The sequence below is a fragment of the Shewanella sp. T24-MNA-CIBAN-0130 genome (assembly GCF_040310185.1).
In the GTDB taxonomy this organism is placed as follows: domain Bacteria; phylum Pseudomonadota; class Gammaproteobacteria; order Enterobacterales; family Shewanellaceae; genus Shewanella; species Shewanella psychromarinicola.
In genome coordinates this window covers 19,921-46,098 of record NZ_JBEOPP010000008.1, presented here as the reverse complement: position 1 = coordinate 46,098, position 26,178 = coordinate 19,921, and the positions used below count along the sequence as shown (strand labels likewise).

Genomic DNA, 26,178 nt, shown 5'->3' with positions numbered 1-26,178 from the left:
TGAACTCTATCGACGATTAGTCGTCGCTGCCAATACCCATTAAATGTAGTAGGCTTATGAACAAGTTCAAAAAATCTAAGTACAATGAAATAGTCGCCCGAACGTAGTTTGTTTCGCCGCCATTCACGATACGACTGGTGTCATAAAGAATGAAACCGGTCATTAGCAACGCAATACCTGCGTTCATTGCCATAAATAATATTGAGCTACCGACGAATATATTAATGACCATCGCACCGATCATCACTAATAAACCCGCAAATAAGAAGCCGCGCATAAATGAAAAGTCTTTCTTCGTGGTTAACGCATATGCCGAAAGCGACACGAAAATGATAGAGGTTAAGCCTAGTGCCTGCATAATTAAGCCAGGACCATTTGCCATTCCGGCATAATGATTAAGAATGTAACCTAGTGAAGCACCTTGCATACCCGTAAAAGCAAACACCCAAAAAATACCTGCAGAACTGTCAGCTTTTTTGAGTGTTACAAATAACAATACCAAGCTACCAAGCGATAAGCCTATTGACATCATTGGGCCAAGGTTTATCGCCATGGCAAAACCAGCAGTGACAGCAGAGAATGCTAATGTCATCGCCAGAAGCATGTAGGTGTTTTTTAACAGTTTATTGACATCAGTAGTCGATAGACTGGGTGATATAACTGATTGTTGATTCATTATCGTCTCCAGGTGTTAACTCAATGATTCGCTCTACGAGAAAAAATATTTCTCACTCTGAAGCTAAATCTATTTGTATAGCGTAAGCAATGTATATTAAACCAAAATTAATTCATAACTAACATCATCTTAATAGTTGCTAATTTAACATATACGGTTTGATAAGTAATGCTATTACAAAAAACATATTTGGCGTAACAGGATTAACTAAGCCATTCTTTTTTTAGTTTTTCGGTATCACCTAGGTGATCTAATACCCACTGCATTGCTGGGCTCATGTTGGCATTATTCCAGGCTAAACAGCAGGCTGTGTCTTGCTTTGGTGTGGCGAGTTGTTTTTCTATGAGCGCGCCGGCTTTAATAAAGATATCGGCCAAATGGTATGGCATATATCCCACGCCTAAGCCTTCTCTAAAACAATTAATCGCTCTGATCCAATCAGGTACCACAATTCTGCGCTGATTATTCAGCAACCAATTAGGTCGATGGGCAATATTATGGGCGGTATCTTGCAGGCAAATTGACGGATATTGCAATAACTCTTCATCGGTTAATGCATGCTCTGCGATAGCTAAAGGGTGGTTTTTACCGACTAAAAAAGACCACTCAATCATCCCCATATGGCGGGACTTAAATGTACCACCAACAGGAATGCTTGACGTTGCACCAATGGCGATATCGCTTTTGCCGCTGGACAAAGCCTCCCACACTCCATTATAGACTTCTAAGCGGATAATCAATTCTATGTCGGTAAAGTGGCGATAAAAATCAGCAATTAAGCCACTGATTTTGTCAGCACGCACCATATTGTCAATCGCAATAGATAACGAAGGGCGCCAGCCATTAGCCACTTTTTGTGTATCACGTTTAATATTATTAAGCTTGGTCATAATGTCACGCGACTGGGCCACAAAATGTTCACCAGCGGGCGTCAAACTGACACTGCGATGGTGACGCTCAAACAATATTACCCCTAAGTCATCTTCAATTTGTTTAATTGCATAACTCACCGCAGACGGCACTTTATTCAATTTATTGGCTGCGGCGGTAAAACTACCCACACGGGCCACGATATCTATCATCTCGAATGCTTGTTCTGAAAGCATCTCGCTATCCTTGGCATTGGCAAAATTACTAGCAGTAAAGGTAAACATTAACCCTAATCAAATCAAGCAAAGTTGCCGTTATCGGCTGTTTAATCATGTTTTCGCTTAGCCCATTGTTATATTCGCAGCTTAATAGCCGATAGCGCAGTCGCGTGCTTTTGGTGTTGAGTGAGTCAATACCATTGAGTAATATTAGCTGCGCAATACATTTTGAATCACCGAACAGCAGATGATAAGTTAATTTGTGTGTTTAATAGACACTTAACGGGTTATTTGCAATTTACCCTTTACACCAAAGGGTCATTATCATATTATTCGCCCGCTCGGAGGGATGGCAGAGTGGTCGAATGCACCGGTCTTGAAAACCGGCAACGGTTTATCCCGTTCTAGGGTTCAAATCCCTATCCCTCCGCCACATTCAAATAAAAAGGCTCGCTATTTATAGCGGGCCTTTTTATTGGGCGAAAGATAGGACTTTGAACCCACGGGTTCCTCTTTATTACAAGCAAGCTATCCCTCCACAAAATCCAAGACAAAAGTAAAATCGACAAAGATAAGGCGCTGCAAAATGCCAGCATTGGCTGTGCGCTTAAGCATTAATTCCTCAAAAACCACAATTCTCCTTATCCTTGATTGATATCGTGATTTTCTGCTGTGCTGAATTGCGTAGATGACTGATAAATCGATCATATAACGCTAATGTTTTAGCCATGTTGATTGAGAATTAACATAGCCATCCACTTCAACTGGCCAAATAGCAAACACTTAACTACGCTTTATTTACCCTTTGAAAATGGTAATTAAAGATGGCCAGACCAAGGCAGACAATCATTAGCCTAGAAGATACGCCTTACTATCACTGCTGTTCACGAGTGGTGCGTAAGGCATTTTTATGTGGGGTTGATAACTCAACGGGTGAGAATTTCGAGCATCGACGTGAGTGGGTCGATTCACGTATCCTTGAGTTAGCGACCATCTTTGCCATTGATATCTGTGCTTATGCCGTGATGAGTAATCATTTACATGTGGTGTTAAAGGTTGATGCAGACAAAGCGAAATGCTGGTCAGATAAAGAAGTGTTAATTCAGTGGCACAAAGGCTTTAAGGGCACGTTGCTCACGCACAAATACCTTAAAGAGGAAGACCTTAACCAATTTGAACTTCAAACGGTTAATGAATGCATTACCGAATACCGTAGGCGCTTAATTGATATCAGTTGGTTTATGCGTTCACTGAGTGAGCCAATCGCCAGAATGGCCAACAAAGAAGATAAGTGCTCAGGCCGCTTCTGGGAAGGACGCTTTAAGTCTCAAGCGCTACTTGATGAAACCGCAGCACTAGCCTGTATGGCCTATGTTGATTTGAATCCAATTCGTGCCATGATGGCCGCAACCCCAGAAACCTCAGATTACACCAGTATTCAACGTCGAATAAATTCAGCAATGAATGGCGAGCAACCAACAGAACTAATACCGTTTGTGGGTAATGAAAGACTCAATATGCCTAACGGGCTCATGTTCAGCGTCAAAGACTACATTGTACTGGTTGAAGATACCGGTCGGATAATTCGAGAAGATAAGCGGGGCGCCATTAGCTCAAGCAGCCAGAACATACTGAATAGATTAAACATTCCCGCAGAGAATTGGCTTAAAATCACAACTGAATTTGGTGTATTATTTAAAGGTGCTGTTGGAGCATTACCCGCCTTAACCGAATACTGTGAACATTTAGACCGAAAACGACGACAAGGCGCTGCAACTGTCAGCGCTGGCTGTGCGCTTAAGTAATAATACCCCCTCAAATAACAATTCACCTTACACTTGACTACTATCAATTTTTTCTGCTGTGCCGAATTCTGCAAATGATGAATAAACCACTAATTTAACGCTAATGTTTTAGCCATGTTGATTGAAATTGATGAGTTGAGTACATCGAGCGTAACCCTCGCCAAAGCCATAAAAACGAGTTATGTTATTTGTTCAAAAAATGGGTGGCATAGTTTCATTTAGAATAGTTTCATTTCTAGTTTTTGCCCTAATTTAAAGTTGATTGATTCAATATAACTAACCTGATAACGTACTAAAAATATTAATAATTAAAGCTGTATAGCGATGATAGTTCTGAAAAATACATAAGGGTATTTAGCGGAATTTTTAATAATACGCGTTATGTTCTTGGAGGCACTGTGCTAGAAGCTTTTACTGGTTTACTTGGCCTTTTTGTTGGCTTAGTTCTTGGGCATCGATTATCTCTAGGTCGAGATAAACGCAAAGAGTTTAATCATGCAATTTCTCCGGTTAGAGAAGTTCTAATAGTTCAGTTGGATAAGCTTGAAGCTGGCATTTTTGAGCATGGAATAACGGATAGAGATGTAACTCGTCTTAGAGCATCTTTAGGGGAGCTGGCATCAAAGGAAATTGTATTTGCCTACGCTAAATATGGCGAAGCAAGAAAAGGCTCTGGCAGTCATGATAAATACGGCAGCTTTACAAAAAATGAAGATGGCTTTAGTAAATTTACTGCTGCTTCAAAAATTCTCCTATCGAAGCTCAGAGTTAAATGAGACTACAACAGGTTGAATGATTGATGCTCAATCGACTTTACTTTTAAATATCTCATTGTATCAATGCCATGTATTAATTTAGTTAGGCATCGGCTAAGTTCAACAAACTCTGCAATTAACATGGTCATATATGGTGTCGATATTGGACACTGATTGATAGAGCGAATATTGGCTATTACAGATAATGTGCCACTGGGATAGCGACTTGCTTTTTGTTTCCCACCTACTTAGGGGGCGTTTACATCTTAGAGTGTTTTTTTATGCACTACTGAGAATAAGTAGGGGTATAAAGCGGGGTATCTTGATTTTACAGGTTAATTATAACATTAAGTATCAATATCTTGTCCTTCATATGGGCGGAATGATGTCACCATCATCTGATTATTTCATAGAAACTCATAATGTTTCATTAAGCCCGTAGGGTTACGCTTTACGGGCATTTTTTATTAAAAAAACAGCACATTGAATAAATCTCAATCATCCATTATTGATTTGTTGCAGCCGGTTTTTTGTCCAATATAAAGATACCGATGAATTTAGACCAATAAGTTATAAAGAAGGGTTGGACATATATCCACGGTAAGAGAATAATCCGCGCTTCATTTCATACCAACTCAAAAAATCCGCAGTGTATGAATGCCTACTTTTCATTTCTTCTGGATTATCACCATGGATAAAAAACAAGCTTCATTTGGTATTGTCATCGCCATCGCTTCTCTTCTTTTAGGAGCCGTCTTCCTTGACAGTTCATCACTATTTTTGCGTTTATTGTTCGGTTTGAGCCTTGGTTTTGTCTTAACAAAGGGGTCTATAGGTTTTGCCGGTAGTGTTAACCGTGCGTATCGCCGTGGTTCGACGCAATTGCTGCAGACATTAATGTTTATGTTCGTTATTACCGCCATTATTAATGCGGGTTTACTGCTGAATGCCAACCCCGGCAGCTATAATTTATGGGTTAATCCTATCAACCTGGGCTTAGTGTTGGGGGGAGTCATGTTTGGTGCTGGAATGAGCCTTTCAAGCTGCTGTGCGACGGGCGTGATGGTTGAATTGGTGAGCGATATTCCGCGTGCTTTGACGACCTTATTCTTTTTTGGTGCCGGGGTGTTTTTTGGTTTTCCATTGCAGGCGACACAAACATGGATCACAACCACATCATTCTCTTCCAGTAGTTTTGCTGGCAAAGGGGTATACCTGCCGGATCTGTTTACCTGGGGGCCTTTGAACGGCTATTTTATTTCAATTCTAGTGAGCATCGCTTTTGCTTTGATCGTGGTTATTTTCGCTAAAAAATATCAAAATTACCGTCATGCGAAAGGGTCATTCTTAGGTGTTGACGCTGAAACTGTACGTCAAGAAATGCACCCAAAACACACTCAGCAGCACTTTACTTTATTCAGTGTTGAAACCTACCATAGATGGATTGGTAATCTATGGGAAATGAAAACGGCGGCGCTAGTGATATCCTTGATCTTCGGTATTATGATGGTCTCAACGGGTGCAGGATGGGGGGCATCAACACCCTTCGGTATTTGGTTTGGTAAAGTGTTAATGGTGTTTGGCATGAGCGCAAATGATATTGCTGACTTTACTTCTCGACCAGCCGGTTTGTTTACTACCCCGTTTTTCGAGCATAGTATTTCAGTGCAGAATTTTGCTCTTATAGTGGGGACATTAATCGCGGTGCTGCTGATGGGTAAATTTTCATTCTCATTTAAAATCAATCATTCTGCGAAACAATTTGCTCTTTTTGCTTTAGGGGGGTTACTGATGGGCTTCGGTACTCGTTTTGCTAACGGCTGTAATGTCGGCGCCTTATTCACACCTATTGCCAATCTTTCACTATCCGGTTGGATTTACCTGGTATTTTTACTTTCAGGGGGGGTTTTAGGTAATAAACTTCATCATTCCCTAATCAAATAACATCGATTGCTGTACAGCGCGGATTTCCAATTTTAAGCCGATAGGGGTTGTTTGATAGTTAATAAACGATCTTTTTTTAATGCCTTTGTATAAAACGAGAATATTAGCAAGTAGCACAGAACGGTTGCTCTGTGCTTTTAGGCTTGATTGATATCAAGCTTTTCTGCTGTGTTAAATCGACCATATTACTGATGGATTGGCCAATTGAGTGCTCATTGGTTAAATCAGCCTGTTGAATTTGCTCGTTGAGAAAATGATAAAAGGTGATCGCAACTCCAATAGAAAGGGGTTATGTTGCTACTTCAAAAAATGGCTGGCTATGTATTCTGGGACTTTAAACCCAAGAGTTCCTCTTTATAAAAGCAAGCTATCCTTCCTCAAGATTAATATCCAATAAAAATTAACCATGAGTGTCATCGTTAGCGTTATCACTTGTATACCGAATAAAATGGGCGAATAAAAAGGGGGGGCATTTTTATTCCCACAAGTACTTGGGTTATGTTGACTTGTGTTTTAACCTAAACCAAAGGTTAATAGTAACAGGCTAAATCGGCTATTTACTGCAGACTGCTAAATTAACGATCAAAGGACCCGCAATGAACTTCAGCGATAAACCAGACCGCACATCGTCAAAAGCCCATAAATGGGAAAAATACAAAGGTACCGATATACTGCCTATGTGGATTGCTGATACTGAGTTTCGCTGTGCTGAGCCTATTTTATCTGCTTTACATCAGCGCATTGATGACGGCTTATTTGGTTATACCTTATCGGCTCACGATACCGATGCCAGTGAGGCTGTTGTGGCGTGGTGTCAACGTCAGTATAACTGGAAGATTGATCCTAGTTGGCTAGTGTGGACTCCGGGTGTGGTGCCCGCATTTAATGTGGCTATTCAAGCATATTGCCAAGCAGGGGATACGATTATCGTACAAACACCCAATTATCCTCCGATATTGGCAGCACCTGCAATTAATCATCTCAACCGAACTTGTATCGGCTCGATAGAAGTGGAAGGTCGCTGGACACTCGATTTTAATGCCTTAGAAGCGGCTGCCGCGGATCCTAAAGCCAGCTTATTTATTATGTGTAATCCGATGAATCCGCTCGGCTCAGTTTTAAACCAAGACGAGTTAGACACAATTGCAGCAATATGCAGAAAACATGGCGTTATGCTGTGCTCGGATGAAATACACTGCGATTTAATTTTAGATGACGTGCCACATCTACCGGCCAGTGCGCACCCAGAGTTGGCTGAGTCTTCAGTGACATTAATGGCCGCCAGTAAAACCTTCAATATTGCTGGATTAGGTACGTCTTTCGCTATTATTCCAAACGAAAAATTAAGAGCAGACTTCAACCATGCTGCCCGCGGCAGATTACCATCGGTAACCGTTACAGGCCTTACCGCTACTAATGCAGCTTTCAGGCATTGCGATGAGTGGCATCAACAACAAGTGGCGTATTTAACTGAAAATCGCGATTATTTGGTGACTGAAATCAACAAAATTGAAGGTTTAAAAGCAATCTCACCCGCGGCTACTTTTTTGCTGTGGGTTGATGCCAGCGGTTTGCAAGTCACCGATACGCAAGCCTGGTGTGAAGCCAAAGGTGTTGGTCCATCAGCGGGCAGAGATTTTGGTGATAAAGACTGTTTTCGCTTGAACTTCGGTTGCTCACGAGATTATTTAGTCGAAGCCATTAAAAAACTGCAGGGCTGAGACGTTTAACCACCGGCAAAACTTCTGTTTTTTTACGGGTAATATTAATATAAAGTAAAAAAGTTGAGCCTTTATCCAGTAGTAAATCGTATGACTATAGAATAAAAATCAAAGGAACGTGTTTCAGGATGACCTTACCTATACAAAACGCACAAGAAATGGCTAAACGATCCGCAACGTTTGTTGACTCTGGATCATTGCGCCGAATTCCTACACTGAACAGCGGCACCGTGGATGATAAGCGCAAAGAAATAGCGCTTTACTTCACTAATACCTTCGATACCTATACGCAACTGTTCGATTGTTTGCGCGATGATGCTGTTTTCTATCAAAAACCTATACCCTTGCGCCACCCGCTTATTTTCTATCTTGGGCATACGGCCACTTTTTTCATCAACAAGCTACTATTGGCAAAACTGATACCCGATCGGATTAATCCTCATATGGAATCAATTTTTGCGGTGGGTGTTGATGAAATGAGCTGGGATGATCTGTCTGAAGACAATTATGACTGGCCCAGTGTTTCTGCGGTAAAAGACTACCGCGCTAAAGTGCGTGCCACAGTATTAACATTAATTGATACCTTGCACCTTGTCCTACCCATTGATTGGGAAAATACCTGGTGGCCCATCGTCATGGGTATTGAGCACGAGCGTATTCACCTTGAGACGTCGTCTGTTCTCATTCGCCAACATGAACTTGCCAAAGTCCAGCCATTACCTCAATGGCCAGCTTGCAAAGATACTGGCCAAGCGCCAAAAAACAAACTGATAAGCGTTACTGCCGGCTCAGTTAATCTTGGAAAATCTTTTGATAGTGCCTTCTATGGATGGGACAACGAATATGGCCAACATCAGGCAGAGGTAGCCGAATTTAAAGCCAGCCAATATTTAGTCAGCAATCAAGAGTTCCTCGAGTTTGTTGAGGACGGTGGTTATGAGCAAAATCGTTTTTGGAGCGATGAAGGCCTGGCTTGGCGGCAGTTTACTGAGGCGAAACACCCGGTATTTTGGCGTTGGCACAATGGTTGGCGTTTGCGCCTGATGACACAAGAAATTGATATGGCTTGGGACTGGCCTGCTGAAGTTAACTACCATGAAGCGAAAGCGTTTTGTGAATGGAAAACCGTAGAAACTGGGCAACAAATTCGGATGCCAACGGAAGACGAATGGCATCGTCTATGCTCACTAGCGGGCGTTGAAGAGCTGAGTAATAGCGCGGCCGATGCAAACTTGCATCTTGACCATTTTGCATCATGCTGCCCGGTAACGCGCTATCAACATGGCAGTTGGTTTGATGTGGTGGGCAATGTGTGGCAATGGACTGAAACGCCTATTTATCCCTTCGATAACTTTAAAGTACACCCACTGTATGACGATTTCACCACGCCAACTTTTGATGGTAAACACAATATAATCAAAGGTGGTTCATGGATTTCAAGTGGTAACGAAGCGCGCCTTAGTGCACGTTATGCGTTTAGACGTCACTTTTCGCAGCACGCCGGATTTCGCTATATTGCCTCCGAAGTTGAGGCAATGTCTCCTAAGGCTTACTATGAAAGTGATCAGCTTCTGTCAGAATATGCAGAGTTTCACTTTGGTGACACCTGGTATGGCGTAGACAATTTTCCTAAAGCCTTAGCTGATATTGCACTTGAGGCAATGAAGGGCAAAACCACCGGTAAAGCACTTGACTTAGGCTGTGCGTGTGGTCGAGCAAGTTTTGAGTTGGCCCGTCAGTTCGATGAAGTAGACGGTATTGATTTCTCAGCAAACTTTACCCGCCTAGCGGCTAAAATGGCGCAGCAAGGCGCAGTGCGTTACGCCCGTGCCGAAGAAGGCGAATTAGTTAGCTACCATACTCGTACCCTGCAAGAACTAGGGTTGGAAGCTTATGCAAACCGTGTTGCATTTCATCAAGGCGACGCCTGTAATCTCAAACCCCAATTCACTGCTTATGATTTAGTTTTAGCTGCTAATTTGATTGATAGGCTTTACCAGCCGAGCCGTTTTCTGGCGGATATGGCACAGCGCATCAATGATGGCGGCTTGCTTATTATTGCATCGCCCTATACGTGGCTGGAAGAACATACACCCAAGGAAGAATGGATTGGGGGTTTCAAAAAAGATGGCGAAAACTACAGCACATTAGATGGCTTGAAAGAGCAACTATCAAGCCACTTTATGTTAGTGGGTGAGCCGCGCAAAGTCCCGTTTGTGATCCGTGAAACTCAGCACAAGTTTCAGCATACCTTGTCTGAACTTACGGTTTGGGAGCGCTTGCCACGCTGATAAGCGCCTCAATTTCCTGAGCAATCAATTTGTGGTCTACCAGTTGTTCAAACCAGCTGGTGGCCACAATATCGCTTTGCAATCCAAGCAAGGTTCCCAGCACTATGCCGCGATGTACGTTGTCACCGCCTAAGTTAGTATTGATTCGCAGTGCTTGCCAAGGGTCATTTTGGTATTTACAGGCTAGATACAAGACGACAGGCCAAGAATCTGAAATATAACATGCCCTTGAAAATATCTGGCCGACGACCTGATTGTCGGGCACGTTACGTTTTAACAGACCGGCTAAATTAGTACTGGTTAAGCCTTTACTTGCTTCAAGTAAAAGTGCCTTAACGCCTGCCTCATCAGGCCCATCCATCAGACCACACAAGAGTTGCACGTAGCGATCACACACCTGCATTAAGGATTCATCAGGATGGGTTAAGGCCAGATGTGCTCGGCAGGCAATCTTTATCTCGGCTTCGCTTATGCCCTTAAGTCGTTCTGAAAAAACCAAAGGCGCTATTGTCACCAATGCACCGATGGATGCCGTGTCGTGAGTTATCATTCCACAGTTTTCAGGCTTGCGTCCCTGCGCCAAGTTAGCAAAAAATCCTCGATGGTAGGATTCTGCATAAGTATCGGGATGAGCGGCGGGAGTCATTGTCATAAAGTCAATGTAGGCATTAACAAATGCTTGTCGGTCATAGGGTTGTGGCGAACTCGCCAGGGTGCGCATCAGTACACGAGCGCAATGGGCGTTGAGGGTGTTTTCGCCCGCCTGCATGCCTTGATGATAATGCACATTCGGTTTGTCCCAAAACTGCGCCTTATCTTTTAAAATAATATCGCCTACCACTTGCGGCGACGGATCGTTAGCTGAATGCCCTTTAGACGATCGATCATTGGACTGTCGCCCCCCTTTATGTTTGGAGTGCAAGGACATAATAGATGAAGGGTGAAACTCAGGGGCGGCCTCAAAGCGCTGAATACCACCAGTAAAAGCACGCTCTATTTCCATTGGTTGATAATACCAATGCACTGGCATGGCCAAAGCATCAGCAATAAAGCTTGTTTTAAGTGCCCAGGTAACGCGAAGTGGCTGAGAAGGGTTGTGATTCATGATAATGCCTCTTTCACATGGTAAAAAATTTGTATCTGCATTAGATACCGCAACAATAGGTTGTGAATCGATAACGAATGGATAATTTTTACCATGTGAATATTGATTAAAAACGTATGTGGTCATACTAGGTACGTCATTTATACAAAAGTAGACGTTTTTTTTAAGGCAATAGGCTAAATTTATTTCGCAACCATAATTTTCAACCCGACAAGCGCAACAGCTTTTTTGAGTATGTGGAGGATGTAGAGGATGTAACCCATTGTGCCTGTAAATGAGCTTGTAAATGAGCTTATAAATGAGCTTATAAATAATTATGTGCAGCACTCTGTGATGATATATCTTTCGAGTTGGCCTTTGCTTGGTAGCTAAACCATTGCTTATAAAAGACGAAAGGTTTATTTTTTTTCATATCCTGCTTGTTTATAGTTTACCCAATTATCTGTACTGATATACTCAACTTCATCCCAATTGTTACCATACTGTGTGCCAATGCCTGTAATCACTCCTAACTTACCCCGTAGCCCTGGTTTTTTGCAGTCTCTTATCTGTTTTAGCGTGATTATCATCACCATTGCAGGAGGACTTTTTGGTTTAGGGATCAGTCTGCATACACTGATGTTTCTGTGTCTTTTGTGGATAGGACTCAACGCTTTTAGTCTTGGCTACGGCTATATACACATACGCGAGTTGATGACTAGCGCCCTCACCAGAGCCATGCCTGCCATTTATATATTTATATTGATCGGCATGGTGATTGCTAGTTTTATGCACAGTGGCACCATCGCCACGCTTATTTATTATGGCCTTAGCTGGCTGAGTCCAAGTTTGTTTTTGGCCGTCGGTTTATTACTGTGCGCCTTGATGTCGGTAGCAACCGGAACATCTTGGGGTACCGTCGGCACCTTAGGCGTGGTTTTTATTGGCATCGGCTCTGCCATGAATATTCCCCTGCCTTTAGTCGCAGGTATGATTGTCTGCGGTGCAACCTTCGGTGATAAAATGTCGCCGATTTCAGATACCACAAACCTCGCCGCTATGAGTGCTGGCACCGATATTTATCGACACATTTACTCCATGCTGTTTACCACAACGCCCACCTTTATCCTCACCTTCTTAATATTTTTAGTGATCGGATTGAACTATGGCGAGCAAAATATAGACTTAACAGAAGTCACCTCAATTCAAATGGCACTAGCCAACAATTATAGCCTTACGCCGCTGATCACCTTATTACCACTGATTTTACTCGCTGTACTGAGCATTAGAAAAGTGCCTGCAGAAGTGACTATGTCATGCAGTATTATACTCGCCGTGCTAATCGCGATTGTTTATCAGCAAGAAAGTGCTATCTCCGTGCTTAATGCGCTGTGGGAAAATACGCCCGAATCAACGGGTATCCCCAGTTTAGATGCTTTGCTTGGTCGCGGCGGCATTAGCAGCATGAGCTGGACCTTGCTGCTGGCTTTAATGGCTATCGCGCTAGGCGGAATTTTGCACGGCGCGGGATTTCTCACTGCACTATTAGCCGGTATCATAAAAAGAGTGCAACGCACTGCCACCCTTATTGCCACAACTATTATGTCCGGCTTCTTAGGTAACATTGCTATGGGAGAGGCTTATATTTCGATTATTCTAAGTTGCCAACTGTTTAAGCCCAAATATGAGCAACAAAATTTAGAGGCTGCCATTCTTTCGCGCTCAGTTGAAGAAGGTGCCACTATGACCACAGGCCTTATTCCGTGGACCACGGCCGGTGCCTTTTATACCGCCACTCTAGGGGTAGACGTACTTGACTACGCGCCCTATGCTTTTTTCAACTACCTCAATGCCATCATTGCAGTGGCAATGGCCGCCTTTGGCATTGGTCTTCTCAAACCGAAAACCAAACCAGCTTTGGCCGTTTTTACTTCAAGGGAGCTATAGTCACACCGCTGGCGATGGTAAATGTTCCGAGATTTTAGTAGCAGGTTTTCTTGACGGGATTGCACAAACCTTGGATGATAAATTAACATCCAATTCTACTGCAAATAAGAATAAATAGGTGCGCCATGCTTTGGGATACGTTAGGTACCGCGCGAGATATTGGTCGACTTAATGAGCTTGCATCGGTCTTAATCCGTTATGGTTTCGGCGATGTGCTGCGAAGACTTGGCCTAGCGAATGTGGTTAATGGCGCAGGTAAGGCACTGCATTGGAAGTATGCTTCGGAAATAACCAATGTAGATTCACCAGTCAGGTTTTGTCATGCCCTGGCTGAAATGGGGCCAACCTTTATTAAACTAGGACAGATCCTTGCGACACGCTCAGATCTGTTTTCTCCAGAGTGGATTGTTGAATTTGAAAAATTACAGGATCAAGCTCCTCCGGTATCATTTGAATTAATCTGTAAACAGTTACACGAAGACCTAGGATGTAGCCCGCAACAGGCTTTTGCCGAATTTGATCCTAAACCTCTCGCTGCCGCCTCCATTGCGCAAGTTCATCGAGCTCGATTACAAGATGGCACTGAGGTCATTATTAAGGTCCGCAGGCCGGGTATCCGACCGATAATGGAGGCCGATTTACGTTTACTTGCCCGCATTGCTGAAGTTATGGAGTCCGAGTCAACATCTTTACGGCGTTTTAGACCTCGTGAGGTGGTACGTCAATTTACCCACTCTTTGCGGCGGGAATTGGATTTGTTGGCCGAGTGTCGTAATGCTGAAAGGATCGCCAAAAATTTCAATAATGATCCAAAAATCGTTATTCCTAAAGTTTATTGGCCGTGGTGCCGTGAACGTGTCAATGTTCAAGAATTTATTGATGGTATTTCTGGGCGAAATATCGAAGCTGTGGAGAAAACAGGGTTAGATAGAAAATTGTTAGCCAAGCATGGCGGTCAAGCGGCGTTAAAAATGATGTTGATTGATGGTTTTTATCATGGAGATCCCCATCAAGGTAATATTTTTTATCTGCCGGAAAATAGAATTGCATTTATTGATTTTGGTATGGTTGGACGACTGTCTTTCGAGCGCCGACATCAATTGGTACAGCTTTTACATAGCATGGTTGAGTTGGATGCGCCTAGAGTTGTTGAAGTATTACTGACTTGGGCTGGAGATCCGCCATTAAATTGTGAAAATCTTACTTTTGAAGTAGAAGAGTTTGTTGATAAATATCATGGCGTTTCATTAAAGAACTTCAATTTGGGCATGATGCTTACTGAGCTGATGTCATTACTTAGAGAATATAGCCTTAACTTACCCCCTGATTTAATTATATTGATTAAAGCATTGATAACGCTTGAAGGCGTTGCCCTGCAGTTAGATCCTGACTTTGATATGGTTTTTGAAGCAGAGCCATTATTACACCAGCTAATGTTAGACCGATATGCACCAGATGCAATGGCCAAAAGAGGTTGGCAAGCTATTGTCGGTACCGCCGAACTGTTAACCGGATTACCGCATGATTTACAGCAACTTTTTCGCTCAGCGCGTAGCGGGAGATTTCAGCTACATGTTGATGTAACGAGGTTAAAAGCCTTTGGCAATCAACTTGACCGTGCTGCTAGCCGAGTGGCAATAGGTAATGTTGTAGCGGCCATGATTATTGGCTCTTCTATTGTGATGACGGTTGATGGTGGCCCGACCTTGTTTGGTTTGCCGTTATTTGGCGTACTTGGATTTCTGAGTGCTGTCGTTGGTGGAATATGGTTAGTGTTCTCTATCTGGTCAAGCGGACGGGGGAGATGAGTCGCTTTTTTCCCATTCAATAGATAAACATGGCCGTAACCGTTGGCGCTACATTGCAGGGTCATCGCATTAACATTACGGGGCGATAATTGATAACCACTTAATCAGGCATTTTTGTTTTGCGCAACATTGATGACAGTTCTATTGTGTGGAAAAATAATTATGCCACTTAAAAATAAACAGAATACAGTGAGCATTTAGCGCTAAAACGGCGACAAGGTGCAACAATCTGCCAATGCCTAGTGGTGTGCTTAAGGTTTAAGGCTTAACGTTTAACATCAATTATCCCATTTCATCCTTGATTAATATCAAACCGCTTGTGATGTTTGAATCTGCCATAATGCTCATCGATTTTCATCTAAAGCTCAATTTTTCGCTAATTCCCGTTCAATTTATACATTTAAATAGTGATAAATACTATCGCAATCAAAGTTGAACAACATTCTGTTAATTCATCATTAAAATGGGTCGCTTGGGTTTTCTTCTTTTTTGCGAAAAGGTAACGCATCATTTATATCTACAAGAGCGTTAATAAATGTTGAATGAGAAGAATACAGAAACTGTCTATGCGGATGTCATCAATTGGGTCTGCTCTACGTAGTAACAATTTTTAGTTGGCACATTTAAATTTTTGGCATGCAAAAAAGCCTCAAAATCGAGAGGCTTTTTTATTTATAGAACAAATAAAATCTATTTACTATCTAGTTATTTACCGCTGCAACATCTTGGTAAACTTTAAGATCTGTGTGTATTTCGTCTTTAAGAGGACTCAGTTTAAATTTACGGATTTTAGCAAACTGGTAAACAAATACGCCGAGATTAAATGCAATACTGATAATACTAATTAACCACATTGCATCAGTATTATGCGAAGATTTAACCGCATATGCGCTAGTATCTACGAATGAAGGGAACGTCATTACAAACATCATCCAGAAACCTAGTGTTGATGCTCTGTGCTGTAACCATGCACCTTTTTTGATAAAGAAGGCCGGAATAGTACAAGAAAGAAGTAGACACATACCGGCATAGAATGAATGATCTGGTACACAGTTGTACACGTAAGCAAAGTTCCATAGGTCATACGCGATGATCCAGAACCAAAGCATATCTGGCCACATCATATCTTGAGATTTATTTTTACTGATGTAGATACCAGCCCAACCACAGATTGTAACGATGTTTAAGATACCCGCAATAGCGTTAAGGATGTTCCACTGGCCGCCAATAATAAGCATACCATCGTGCATACCATTGAAACCAGAAGTCTGGAATTCACGCATAACAGCTTCAAAAATATTGAAACCTAAAATAAAGGCAGGAAAAAACAACAAATATTTATTATTAACTGCACCTTTAATATAACGGATAGCCATAAAACCAATGACACCAGCAAGACAAGAGTAAACTTTAACCCAAGCAAACCAACTGCCTACAGTAGTACCTTCGGCAGCTGTTGTTGGCCATACGAAGATGGTTAAAATAATCGGTAAGACAATGAAACAGCATATTGCAGCCCATTTACTGCGTCTAGATATTTCATTGAGCACAATTAGCGCGAGTGTGACTGCCACACCAACAAGCGCAGATTGCCAAGGGATTGTTTCAAAAAACATATATATATTCCTTTATTTTGTGTAGCTAAAGTAAAGCTTCCTTTGTGGATAAAAACGACCATTACAATTCACAGTTGGTAGTGTGAAATCTTTGCTTATTGTTGGTAATTTAATGAGTGAAAATGATTAATTAGTCGTTAATCAAATAGCTCAATATCCCCAAACCATAAAACGTGATTAAACGTCACGTTTTTATGATCTCGAGTTCTCGACTAAATGTCAAAATATAAATTCTACTTCTGTTTATTTTGTGTTCTAGATCTCTAATTAATACTTGTAAGATCACTTTTACTCAAATGCCGCAACATAATTACCAAGCTGAATCTGATTTTTTAATATGCTATATTGAGCCAATTATTTATTCTATATTATGAGCAAGAGCTTAATCAGATGAATTTAAAACAAGCCACCAACCGAAAAAATCCTAGTCAAAATCGTAGTAAAGAACGAGTGGCAATAATCCTTGAAGCCGTGAAGGGGTTAATTGAAGAAAGAAATATCGGTAACCTTAAAATTACCGATATAGCTAAACGTGCGAATACATCCCCAGCTTCGATTTATCGATATTTTTCAGATAAAGAAGCAATCATTCTTTCTTTAGCTGAACATTTTATGGAAAAAATCCAGCTTATCGTGGATAAACATGTTATTGCTCTGAAAACACTTGAAGACCTAGAGATGGTGCTAAATAATAATTTTGATGATATTTATTTATTACATAAAAATGAGTCGGCACTACGTCAAATTTGGTTTGAGTCGATTGATACCGATCTTGTTAATCTTGCGACCTTAGAAAGTAATGTCAAAGCCGACAAAATATTTCAAAGCGTACTCAAAGTCGCCCGTCCTAAGGATGAGATACAGTTAAAACAATTTATTTTATTGATGAGTCTTCTATTTAGCTCCGTCATACGCCTGTGTTTTTCTAGTGATGCGAGTACACCGGAACAGCTAAAGAAGATATATGTTGATACGGTTATGTCTGGTATGGCTAATTATATAGAATAAGAGAGAGGCGCGCCTGATTACCAATGTCGGAATACATGGGCACCCATTCCAACGGCTAATCTGCATGGGTGTCCCACGTTTATAGGGCCACTGCTACGGATTTCAGTAGAGGCGTAGCTGGACTGTCAACGCCTATGTTTATAAATATCAAGGCAGTACAACCGCTTGTTGCGGTACATGAGTCGCATCAAAGCAATGACAAGAGTGAACTGTAGAATAGATACCTAAGGCCATCGGTGAACACATTATTGCCTTGACCCACCGATGGGGTTGCATATGTGGCATAAATTTTTAGACAATGATGAACCGGCTCGGTTAGATAACCTGTTAGCTCGTATTTTTGGAACAATGTGAATAAACACCAATATGACGCAATACCCCGCTAAAATATCTTTATTTGATTACTGAGTTATCAAATAAAGATATCGTCTAGTTTTAATGATCGAATCGCTACAAAAAAGCCCTTCAAGAATTAAATTCATGAAGGGCTCTGAGTCTTTGTTATAAAGAGTTTAATTAAGTATTTTCTTTAATAACTAGTTTATAGTCTTTTGAATCTGTGAATATTTCATCTTTTAAAGGATTCAGTTTGTGTTTACGGATCTTATTAAACTGGTATACCACAAGGGCAACATTTGCCAGTAGTGCGACCAAACTTACAATGAAGAATGCTTTTGGATCATGCGTTGTTGGAACTGGTGCAATTTTATCTGCGAACTGAGGAACAGACATGACAAACATGATCCACAAGGCTAATGTTGAAGCGCGATGCTGTAGCCAAGCACCTTTCTTGATGAAGAATGCAGGGATAGTACAAGATAGTAACAGTACAACACCCGCGTAGAAAGAGTGATCCGAGATACAATTATAAGTGTAAGCGAAATTCCAGAAATCATAAGCAATGATCCAAGGCCAGATCATATCAGGCCAGATCATATCTTTTGACTTATCTTTTGAAATAATAATTCCAGCCCAACCACAAATAGCAACAATGTTAAGTAGACCTGCAATACCATTCATGATGTTCCATGAACCTGACATCATCCAAAGTTGGTTAATGATTTCGCCATCCCATGCACCATAGCTATAGACTTGGAAATCACGAATACAGGCTTCGAAGATATTAAGAGCAAGAATAGCCGCGGGGAAAATTAACACATACTTATTTTTAGAAAGACCAGGAATGAAGCGAATGGCCATAAAACCAATTGCACCAGCAAGACAAGAGTAGGTTTTTACCCAGTTAAACCAGTTGCCTGTACCGTACTCATTACCAGGTGCTGCAGTGGTTGGCCAAATGAAGATGGTCAAGATGATAGGAAGCACTATAAACATAGAGATCCCACCCCAACGGGTAGTACGAGCAAATTCATTGAAAGCCATTAAGGTAAAGAGAACCGCAATCGCGATCCCCCAACCTTCAATATTTGGCATATTATATAAAAAACCCATAGTATTTCACTTCCTTATAATTTAAAAATAATCAGAGTTGTTTTCTACTTAACGTCATTCGGTTTATTAACTGGAAATTTAATTGGCCTTAACATTAGCAAGCTAAATATCTCTCTTATTAAATCGATACTATCTGCAGTTGCATAAAATCGCTTAACTCGAATAACGTCGAGCAGTATTTATAGCAAAAAGCAATGGTACATTTTTTTGAGATGGTGAAAAATTACTAATCTCAAGTATCAACAATAACCATCAAGTGGCGAGTAACTTACTCCTATAATCAACGATTTTCAATAATCTAAATCACAAATTAGTGTATTTACTCTAAAAATATATGTAAACCACTATATCTTTCTGTTTTTAAAGGTTTTAATATTATTATTTAAATTGAATTATAGAGTGGAAATCGATGTCGTGGCTAGACTATTATCAATTTTTTACGATAAAATAAACGTAAAAAGAACTAATATTTCTATGGAGTGGTTTATATAATAAATCACTAATAAAACATCGAGGTTTAATTTTTTGGAGTGAGTTGTACTCGAACACTTTATATTACCGATTACTAAAAAAGCACTTCAAGAAGTAAAATAAAAAAGGGTTCAGGATGTTTATAATCTAAAGTTTAATTAAATTTCTCTTTAATAAAATTTTATAAACTGCTGTGGTTGTAAATATTTCATTTTTGATGGATTAGGTTTGTGTCTACGGCTTTTTTTAACGGGTAGACTAAAAGTGCAAGATTTTTCTTTGCCGTATTCATTGCTAGTAACCGCTTTCGTTGGTCAGAACAATAAAGTAAGTATAATTGGAAGTACAATTAGAGAGAGTGATAATGCCTCATTTTTTAGAACTACCCAATGGATTGAAAGCCATTAAAGAAAAGAGCACTATTTATGTCGAGAAGCAGGCAAATTCAAAGCCAGCGGACCATTTTTTGCACGCAGTTGCTGGTGTTAACCTAATTGTCGTTCAGTGGAAACATATCTCGAGGTCGCGGCATTAGTATGACCAGTCTGCCTGAAGATGTTGTACTGACCCAATCTAAGATCAGTCAATGGGTCATCAACTAATCGAGGACAACGCTGCAGAGCATTGCAGATTATTTTTTATGGTGCGTTAAGACCCAATTAAACCAACCCATGCATTGACGGACGCCGCCAAAGTAGATCAGAACTTGAAAGGCGCGACACAACTGGTGCAACAGTTTTATGGTCATAGCAAAAAACACAACAATCGCTCGAAACAAAATTAACAATGTTCTCTGTGATCTTGACCATTACATTCAGGTGAGGGGGCGGGTTCACAATTTGAAGAATATCGATGTTGATCTTGTTGTTGCTCAAGGTTTACCTGCGAAAGTAGCAAGGTCGAAGACCCGCCGAAGGGCTCCCTTCTTGATACTGTAGCGCAAGTGGTCAGCCTATGGCTGAAGGTCAAGTCTTTGTGTTCGCCTTTTTTTGATCATGAGCATCTTTTTTAAGTCGCAAAGCGGGGTGATTGTGGCTTAAAAATACTGAGCATTAAACGCTAAATGAGTGAGCCATTAATGCTAGCCATTAACGCTAGCCATTACAATGATCCGTTCATCAGGCCTTGCTCATTTTAATCATGCCGAATAACAATTTTCATATTTACTTTTTAGTTTAATAGCTTAATAAATTGCACCGTGATGACCAAATAAAATACGATTCCTCGTTCTGCGCGAAGGTAAGCCACCGTATGCGATCTATTTTCGGTTGAGTTACAAAGGCGCTGAGCTTGTTAACTTCACCACTTTAATAGATTGGCGTGTGCAGAGGGTACAGTCAACGTCATAACGGCTAGAGGAGATTAAACCGCGACTTATACGAGTCTTGCAGTGTTTTAGAACGATCTTTATAATCAATCATGTCACCAATATTGATGATGATTTTTAAATCTTTAGTATTATTTTTCACCGACTCACCCAAGACTTCATTGGCATTGGTTTTTATAAATACTGGTAATATCGGCAATCTATTTTTCATCGCGATGATTTGAGCGCCTTCTTTAAACTCAGTCAATGTTTCATCACTCTTGTTACGCGTACCTTCAGCGAACACACTAATAGAGTAACCTTTGGAAACCTTGTTTTTAATGTCCGTGAAAAACGAACTCATTTTACTTGATTCTCTATCTAGCAATACTGTGCCAGCATTTCTGGTAAACATACCAAAGAAAAACGAATTATAAAGTTCTTTCTTCGCAATCCATAAACTGTTAATTCCCTTATGCTTTAGAGCAATCTCGACAATTAATGGATCGATAATACTTCGATGATTCGACACGATAAGATATTGACCACCTTGATTAACCTTCTCAATGCCTTCAACCTCTACACTAATATTCAAGCGAGATAATAGCGTTTCTGCATACTCCAACCGAATTCTCGTCATGTCATCGGGTGTGTGATCACCTTTTAGCTTAATACCGAACTTATTGGTTAAATAAAGGGCGTATATTGCTTGTTTAATTTGATTCAGTGTCAAGGGCGCTCCAGAAAATGACTGCCATAAAAGTTGCTGCATCATAACAGTTTCGTCAGGGGCGGGTCTTTACTTTCTACTGTCAATGAGTTTGACTCGGTTGAAGACCTACTTGCTAAGACGTTTAGCCATGTTAACGTCTTATGTGATAGTCAGTCGTTAAGACAAAGGTATAATAACAGCTGCTAAAGACCTACTTGCCAAGAGACTATGAGCTATTGATCTTTTGAGATGAATTTTGGAGTATTTTGCTGCAATGTGTGGCCATTTTGTCTAAGGCAGAGCTTATGAAGTATGGTTTTCTACATCAGCAATCTATAACGCAGCACCAATCCAATACATAATTTACAGGCCCATTCCGCCCGAAAAATGCAGCTAAATGGTTGTACATATTTATAAGCAAGGGGGAATTATTACAAGCTAATAGCTTAAAATGACTCGGTGTCACCCTTGAAACACGATTAGCCTTGGTTTATTTTAACAACATGTGAGCCCCAAAGATAAACACTCCCTAGTTGTTTCACCACTCACCGCTTCTTTAAGCCATTTATAAATGTTTATTAAAACGCTTGGCCGCTAGCAACACCCCAATACAGGTAAAGCCGAGTAACCACAGTGCATCCTGGCCTAGTGACATGACTTCGGCTTCTCTAAGCACAATGCCTCGCACCATACGAATAAAATGGGTTGCAGGCAGAGCTTCCGCTACCCATTGGGCTCCAATGGGCATAGCTTCATAAGGGAACATAAATCCAGATAACAAAATTGATGGCATCAGCACAAAAATGGTTAACTGCATCGCTTGAAGCTGGGTTTTCGCAATGGTACTAATGACCAAGCCCAATGCTAAACTGGCGCAGATAAACAAGAAAGAAGCGAGTAGTAACGAATCTAAGCCGCCGCGGACCGGTACTGAAAATATCCAGTGTCCAGCACTGAGAATAATCGCCACTTGGATGAGTCCAACCAAGATATACGGAATGATTTTACCCAGCATAAGTTCCAGTGGGCGAACCGGCGTTACAATTAAAAACTCCATATTTCCCAGCTCTTGCTCACGAACAATCGCCGCTGAGGTGAACATAATCATCGTCATTGTTAAGATCACCGCCAGTAAACCGGGAACAATATTGACCACTGATCGCTGCTCTGGATTAAAGTATTCAACCACTTCAAATGTCGGTACACTCATTGTGATTGAGCGGTTAGCCACTTCATCCAGTGGTAGTTTTCTTAGCGATCGGATTGTTGCGGCAACCATGGTATCGGAACCGTCCAAGAGCCATTGTCCAACGGGTCGAGTAATTTGCGATGAGCCCTGTTTTGGATCAAATGCAGGGTGAATTAACAGTCGTTGAGGCAAATCGACGGGTAAATAAAGCACGGCTTTGACTTCGCCATTAGTAATGGCTTTTTCAGCTTGATCGATAGAGTAATATTGATGTTTAAAGTCAACTGCTTGCGTAGCAATTACTGTCTGTTTGATTGCCCGGCTATAGGTGGTTTGACTCATGTCGATAATGCCAGCGGGCACATGGCGAATATCGGTATTGATGGCATAACCAAATAACATTAATTGCAGTAATGGGATCATCACAATCATGCCAAATGTCATCCGATCTCGAGACAGCTGTTTCATTTCTTTGAAGACAATGGCAACTAATCTACCCCACATGTCGACCTCCGGTACTGGTGACAAATACATCTTCAAGACTCGGACGAACGATTTCAAGCTGATGTTGATCACAAACAGTGCTCAGAAACTGTAAAGGCTCCGTTATAGACTCATTGACCAGTACTCTTAAGCGAGTACCAGATTGGGATGCTGAAATAACCGCGTCCACAGCAGTTAGTTTTTGTTTTAACTCCCTTATATTATCGCCACTGACTTCGATAACCGTGGCCCCCATTGATTGCATTAACTCACGCGGGGTTCCATTTGCCCGTTTGATGCCATTTTCTAAAATGGCCAATTGATGACAGCGCTCTGCCTCATCCATATAGTGCGTCGACACCAAAATCGTTGTGCCACTGTCACTAAGATCAAACAGGTGCTCCCAAAAGTCCCGTCGATTTTGCGGGTCGACAGCAGAAGTAGGTTCATCAAGAAACAGCAGTTCAGGGCGGTGCATGGTGGCGCACGCCAGCGCCAAGCGTTGTTTTTGTCCACCGCTCATGGTGCCGGCTAACTGCTTTTGTTGCGGCTCGAGGCCATATTGTTCCAATAAGCTTGCCACGCGGGTTTTATCTTTAACACTATAGATGGCCGCAACGAAGCGCATATTTTCCAATACCGTTAAATTGTCATACAAGGAAAATTTCTGCGTCATATAGCCAATTCGGCTTTTGAGCGACTCTTCATTACCTTGCAGTGGTAAGCCTAAAATAGTGGCCTTGCCTGCACTGGGTGTTAATAACCCAGTTAACATCCGTATGAGTGTTGACTTACCACAGCCATTGGGACCAAGAAAACCATAAATACTGCCTTTCGTAACCTGTAAATCCAGTTGATCTACCGCGACTAAATCACCAAATCGACGGGTTAATCCTTGTGTTTCGATCACATATGCGGGTTGTTTCATGGTAATCGAACCTCGACACCAATCCCTATGGGTAAGTTTTGATCGCTCGGTAAGTCAATCTCAGTTAAATACATTAACCGGGCACGATCTCGCTCGTTCAGTGCGAAGTAGGGCGTAAAAGCTGGAGTACTTCGAATGTTACGCACGGTTCCCATGACAGGTTGTTCTTGACCATCAATCCATACCGCTACTGTGTCTCCTTGGCTAATTTTACCCAAAGCAGTGGCAGGCAAATACACCCGCGCATAAAGTCGGTCACTGGCCAGCAGTGTCACTAATTGAATGTTGGCCGCGACGCGGTCGCCAAGCTTCCAAGGTAAAACATCTACCACTCCCGCTTTGGGTGCTCGTATGCTTAACTCGGCTAAAGATTGTTGTGCATCGGCTAATGAAGCTTGTGCTACGTCAGCTTGCGCTTGCGCCTGCGCCACTTCTTCACTGCGGGTGCCATTTTTAAGCTCAAGCCATTGCTGCTTAGCTTGAGTCAATTGCGCTGCCGTTTGATCTCTTATTGCTTTGGCAGAATCAAAATCGGCTTTTGCCACTATTTTTTTAAACCAAAGATCTTTCATTCGCAGATAGCTTTTTTCTGCATCTTGCGCTTGTGCTTGCACTGCAAGCATCGCGGCATAGGCCGCAGCAAGCTGCTCTAAACGAGTGCCCGTTTGCAGTTGATTTAGCTTTGCTTGTGCTTGGACTAGGGTTGCTTGTCGCTGGTCAATCAGCCATTGCGCATGCCGGGGATCAAGTTGAAGCAACAAGTCTCCAGCGTTCACTTTTTGTCCCTCTTCAACCAAAACCGAGCGGATCTGTTCCGCAACAGGTGCAGAAAGCATCATTCGGTCTCGTTCAACTAACCCCATTGCGCGATTACCTTCTTCCCCAGAACAACCCGCGAATAGAAGCATAATAGGTAACCAAAATAGCAGACGTTTCATCATTAAACTCCTGATCCTGAAACTCGTATCGATGACTCTTGGAATAATCCTTGATTCATCACCAGCATATTGTGTGCAAGCAGTTGGTCTAACATGGACTCGCTAAGGGGTAAATCCAATTCTTTGAGTAATACTTTGGGCGCAATCAGTGGAAAGACCATTAAGCTGATAAAACTTAAACGTACCCATTTGGGATCAAGCTGTGGATTGAGTTTTTGTTGATCGGATAATCCCTTAATCCAGTCTCCGGCATAACCGATCATCTCATGAATTACATTCGATACAATGGTGAACGCTTCATCACTATCCTGTTGATTCAATGATTGGAAAATTAATCTAGGCAGTGCAGGGGTTCTTTCCATCATTCGATAATAAGCCCGCATTAGTGCTTCTGGAGAGTCTTTTTGATTTTTTACATCATGTTTAAACACAATGGCCACGGGGGCAATCGTTTCTCTCACCATGGTTTCAAATAAACCTGCTTTGGAATCAAAGTAGTAACGGATCATCGCGGCATCGACACCAGCACGCCGAGCCAGTTCGCGAATAGACACTCGATCATAGCTGTTGTGAAGAAAACATCCTTGTGCCGCGTCGATGAGTGCAGCGCGAGTTTGGGTCTCTCCTTTGGGTCTTCCCGGTTTATCTGCCATCTCAAACTCCATTAATTCATCTGTTGATGAATAATAGCAAAAATGGGCAAAGAAAATAGAACATTAATTCCACAATGTATGTTCCCGTGCGGAATTACATCAAGGAACGGTGTCTTATCAACATTAATAAATAGTCGACAATGAGGTGAAAAAATCATTTTATGACCAAAGCCACTGGAGGGGAGCACAAAAAAGGGGGCCGCGATAATTATTGTTGGTATTTGTGGCGATCTTCGTCGGGGTTAAATCAGACAATATATTGTTGTTTATAAAGCGATGAATCGTTAATAAACGGATTGAGTA

17 protein-coding genes, 1 tRNA gene and 1 pseudogene are annotated in these 26,178 nt (G+C 41.6%); 9 read left to right on the top strand and 10 right to left on the bottom strand.

Going from position 1 to position 26,178, the window contains the following annotated elements; genetic code table 11:
- Nucleotides 1-16 precede the first annotated feature (16 nt).
- Both AAEZ02_RS05060 and punR read right to left on the bottom strand, forming a co-directional pair.
- Nucleotides 17-676 (bottom strand): Bax inhibitor-1/YccA family protein, encoded by a 660-nt coding sequence (locus AAEZ02_RS05060; RefSeq protein WP_124011618.1) that lies wholly within the window; start codon nucleotides 674-676, stop codon nucleotides 17-19.
- Nucleotides 677-879: 203 nt separating this feature from the next.
- Nucleotides 880-1,782, bottom strand: coding sequence for a DNA-binding transcriptional activator PunR (gene punR, locus AAEZ02_RS05055; protein ID WP_101031875.1), 903 nt, complete (start codon nucleotides 1,780-1,782; stop codon nucleotides 880-882).
- Nucleotides 1,783-2,107: 325 nt separating this feature from the next.
- On the opposite strand from punR, the gene AAEZ02_RS05050 reads away from it, so the two are divergent.
- The 6 genes and pseudogenes from AAEZ02_RS05050 to ovoA all read left to right on the top strand — a co-directional run bounded on the left by AAEZ02_RS05050 (nucleotide 2,108) and on the right by ovoA (nucleotide 10,280).
- Nucleotides 2,108-2,197, top strand: a tRNA-Ser gene (locus tag AAEZ02_RS05050).
- 391 nt (nucleotides 2,198-2,588) lie between these two features.
- Nucleotides 2,589-3,565: pseudogene (locus tag AAEZ02_RS05045) on the top strand (transposase).
- Between the two features lie 402 nt (nucleotides 3,566-3,967).
- Nucleotides 3,968-4,345 (top strand): hypothetical protein, encoded by a 378-nt coding sequence (locus AAEZ02_RS05040; RefSeq protein ID WP_124011609.1) that lies wholly within the window; start codon nucleotides 3,968-3,970, stop codon nucleotides 4,343-4,345.
- A 669-nt stretch (nucleotides 4,346-5,014) separates the two neighbouring features.
- Nucleotides 5,015-6,268, top strand: coding sequence for a YeeE/YedE family protein (locus AAEZ02_RS05035; protein WP_124011608.1), 1,254 nt, complete (start codon nucleotides 5,015-5,017; stop codon nucleotides 6,266-6,268).
- Between the two features lie 596 nt (nucleotides 6,269-6,864).
- Entirely contained in the window at nucleotides 6,865-7,989 is a 1,125-nt protein-coding gene (locus tag AAEZ02_RS05030; RefSeq protein ID WP_124011607.1) for a MalY/PatB family protein, read from the top strand.
- Between the two features lie 128 nt (nucleotides 7,990-8,117).
- Nucleotides 8,118-10,280, top strand: a complete 2,163-nt coding sequence (gene ovoA, locus AAEZ02_RS05025) for a 5-histidylcysteine sulfoxide synthase (protein WP_124011606.1) — start codon at nucleotides 8,118-8,120, stop codon at nucleotides 10,278-10,280.
- On the opposite strand, the gene AAEZ02_RS05020 is transcribed toward ovoA, so the two are convergent.
- The gene (locus AAEZ02_RS05020; RefSeq protein WP_124012121.1) at nucleotides 10,252-11,385 is read right to left on the bottom strand and encodes an ADP-ribosylglycohydrolase family protein; all 1,134 of its coding nucleotides are present in this window, start codon (nucleotides 11,383-11,385) and stop codon (nucleotides 10,252-10,254) included. The genes ovoA and AAEZ02_RS05020 overlap by 29 nt on opposite strands.
- Before the next feature lie 492 nt (nucleotides 11,386-11,877).
- On the opposite strand from AAEZ02_RS05020, the gene nhaC reads away from it, so the two are divergent.
- Nucleotides 11,878-13,311: a Na+/H+ antiporter NhaC gene (nhaC, locus tag AAEZ02_RS05015; protein ID WP_206191812.1), complete on the top strand. Its 1,434-nt coding sequence runs from the start codon at nucleotides 11,878-11,880 to the stop codon at nucleotides 13,309-13,311.
- A gap of 125 nt (nucleotides 13,312-13,436) precedes the next feature.
- Nucleotides 13,437-15,119: an ABC1 kinase family protein gene (locus AAEZ02_RS05010; RefSeq protein ID WP_124011605.1), complete on the top strand. Its 1,683-nt coding sequence runs from the start codon at nucleotides 13,437-13,439 to the stop codon at nucleotides 15,117-15,119.
- A 701-nt stretch (nucleotides 15,120-15,820) separates the two neighbouring features.
- Here the strand turns inward: AAEZ02_RS05010 and AAEZ02_RS05005 are convergent.
- Complete coding sequence (locus tag AAEZ02_RS05005) at nucleotides 15,821-16,735, bottom strand: DUF5692 family protein (protein WP_351076225.1); 915 nt, start codon at nucleotides 16,733-16,735, stop codon at nucleotides 15,821-15,823.
- A gap of 390 nt (nucleotides 16,736-17,125) precedes the next feature.
- On the opposite strand from AAEZ02_RS05005, the gene AAEZ02_RS05000 reads away from it, so the two are divergent.
- Nucleotides 17,126-17,743 (top strand): TetR/AcrR family transcriptional regulator, encoded by a 618-nt coding sequence (locus AAEZ02_RS05000; RefSeq protein WP_101031869.1) that lies wholly within the window; start codon nucleotides 17,126-17,128, stop codon nucleotides 17,741-17,743.
- Between the two features lie 516 nt (nucleotides 17,744-18,259).
- Here the strand turns inward: AAEZ02_RS05000 and AAEZ02_RS04995 are convergent.
- The 6 genes from AAEZ02_RS04995 to AAEZ02_RS04970 all read right to left on the bottom strand — a co-directional run bounded on the left by AAEZ02_RS04995 (nucleotide 18,260) and on the right by AAEZ02_RS04970 (nucleotide 25,875).
- Nucleotides 18,260-19,195, bottom strand: a complete 936-nt coding sequence (locus tag AAEZ02_RS04995) for a DUF5692 family protein (protein ID WP_124011603.1) — start codon at nucleotides 19,193-19,195, stop codon at nucleotides 18,260-18,262.
- A gap of 1,823 nt (nucleotides 19,196-21,018) precedes the next feature.
- The gene (locus tag AAEZ02_RS04990; protein WP_233768540.1) at nucleotides 21,019-21,747 is read right to left on the bottom strand and encodes a lysophospholipid acyltransferase family protein; all 729 of its coding nucleotides are present in this window, start codon (nucleotides 21,745-21,747) and stop codon (nucleotides 21,019-21,021) included.
- A gap of 502 nt (nucleotides 21,748-22,249) precedes the next feature.
- Nucleotides 22,250-23,377 (bottom strand): ABC transporter permease, encoded by a 1,128-nt coding sequence (locus AAEZ02_RS04985; RefSeq protein WP_124011602.1) that lies wholly within the window; start codon nucleotides 23,375-23,377, stop codon nucleotides 22,250-22,252.
- Nucleotides 23,367-24,284, bottom strand: coding sequence for an ABC transporter ATP-binding protein (locus AAEZ02_RS04980; RefSeq protein ID WP_124011601.1), 918 nt, complete (start codon nucleotides 24,282-24,284; stop codon nucleotides 23,367-23,369). Before AAEZ02_RS04980 ends, AAEZ02_RS04985 begins: the two co-directional genes overlap by 11 nt.
- Entirely contained in the window at nucleotides 24,281-25,225 is a 945-nt protein-coding gene (locus tag AAEZ02_RS04975; protein ID WP_124011600.1) for an HlyD family secretion protein, read from the bottom strand. The genes AAEZ02_RS04980 and AAEZ02_RS04975 overlap by 4 nt, the downstream gene beginning before the upstream one ends.
- Nucleotides 25,225-25,875, bottom strand: a complete 651-nt coding sequence (locus AAEZ02_RS04970; protein ID WP_351122156.1) for a TetR/AcrR family transcriptional regulator — start codon at nucleotides 25,873-25,875, stop codon at nucleotides 25,225-25,227. Before AAEZ02_RS04970 ends, AAEZ02_RS04975 begins: the two co-directional genes overlap by 1 nt.
- Nucleotides 25,876-26,178 lie beyond the last annotated feature (303 nt).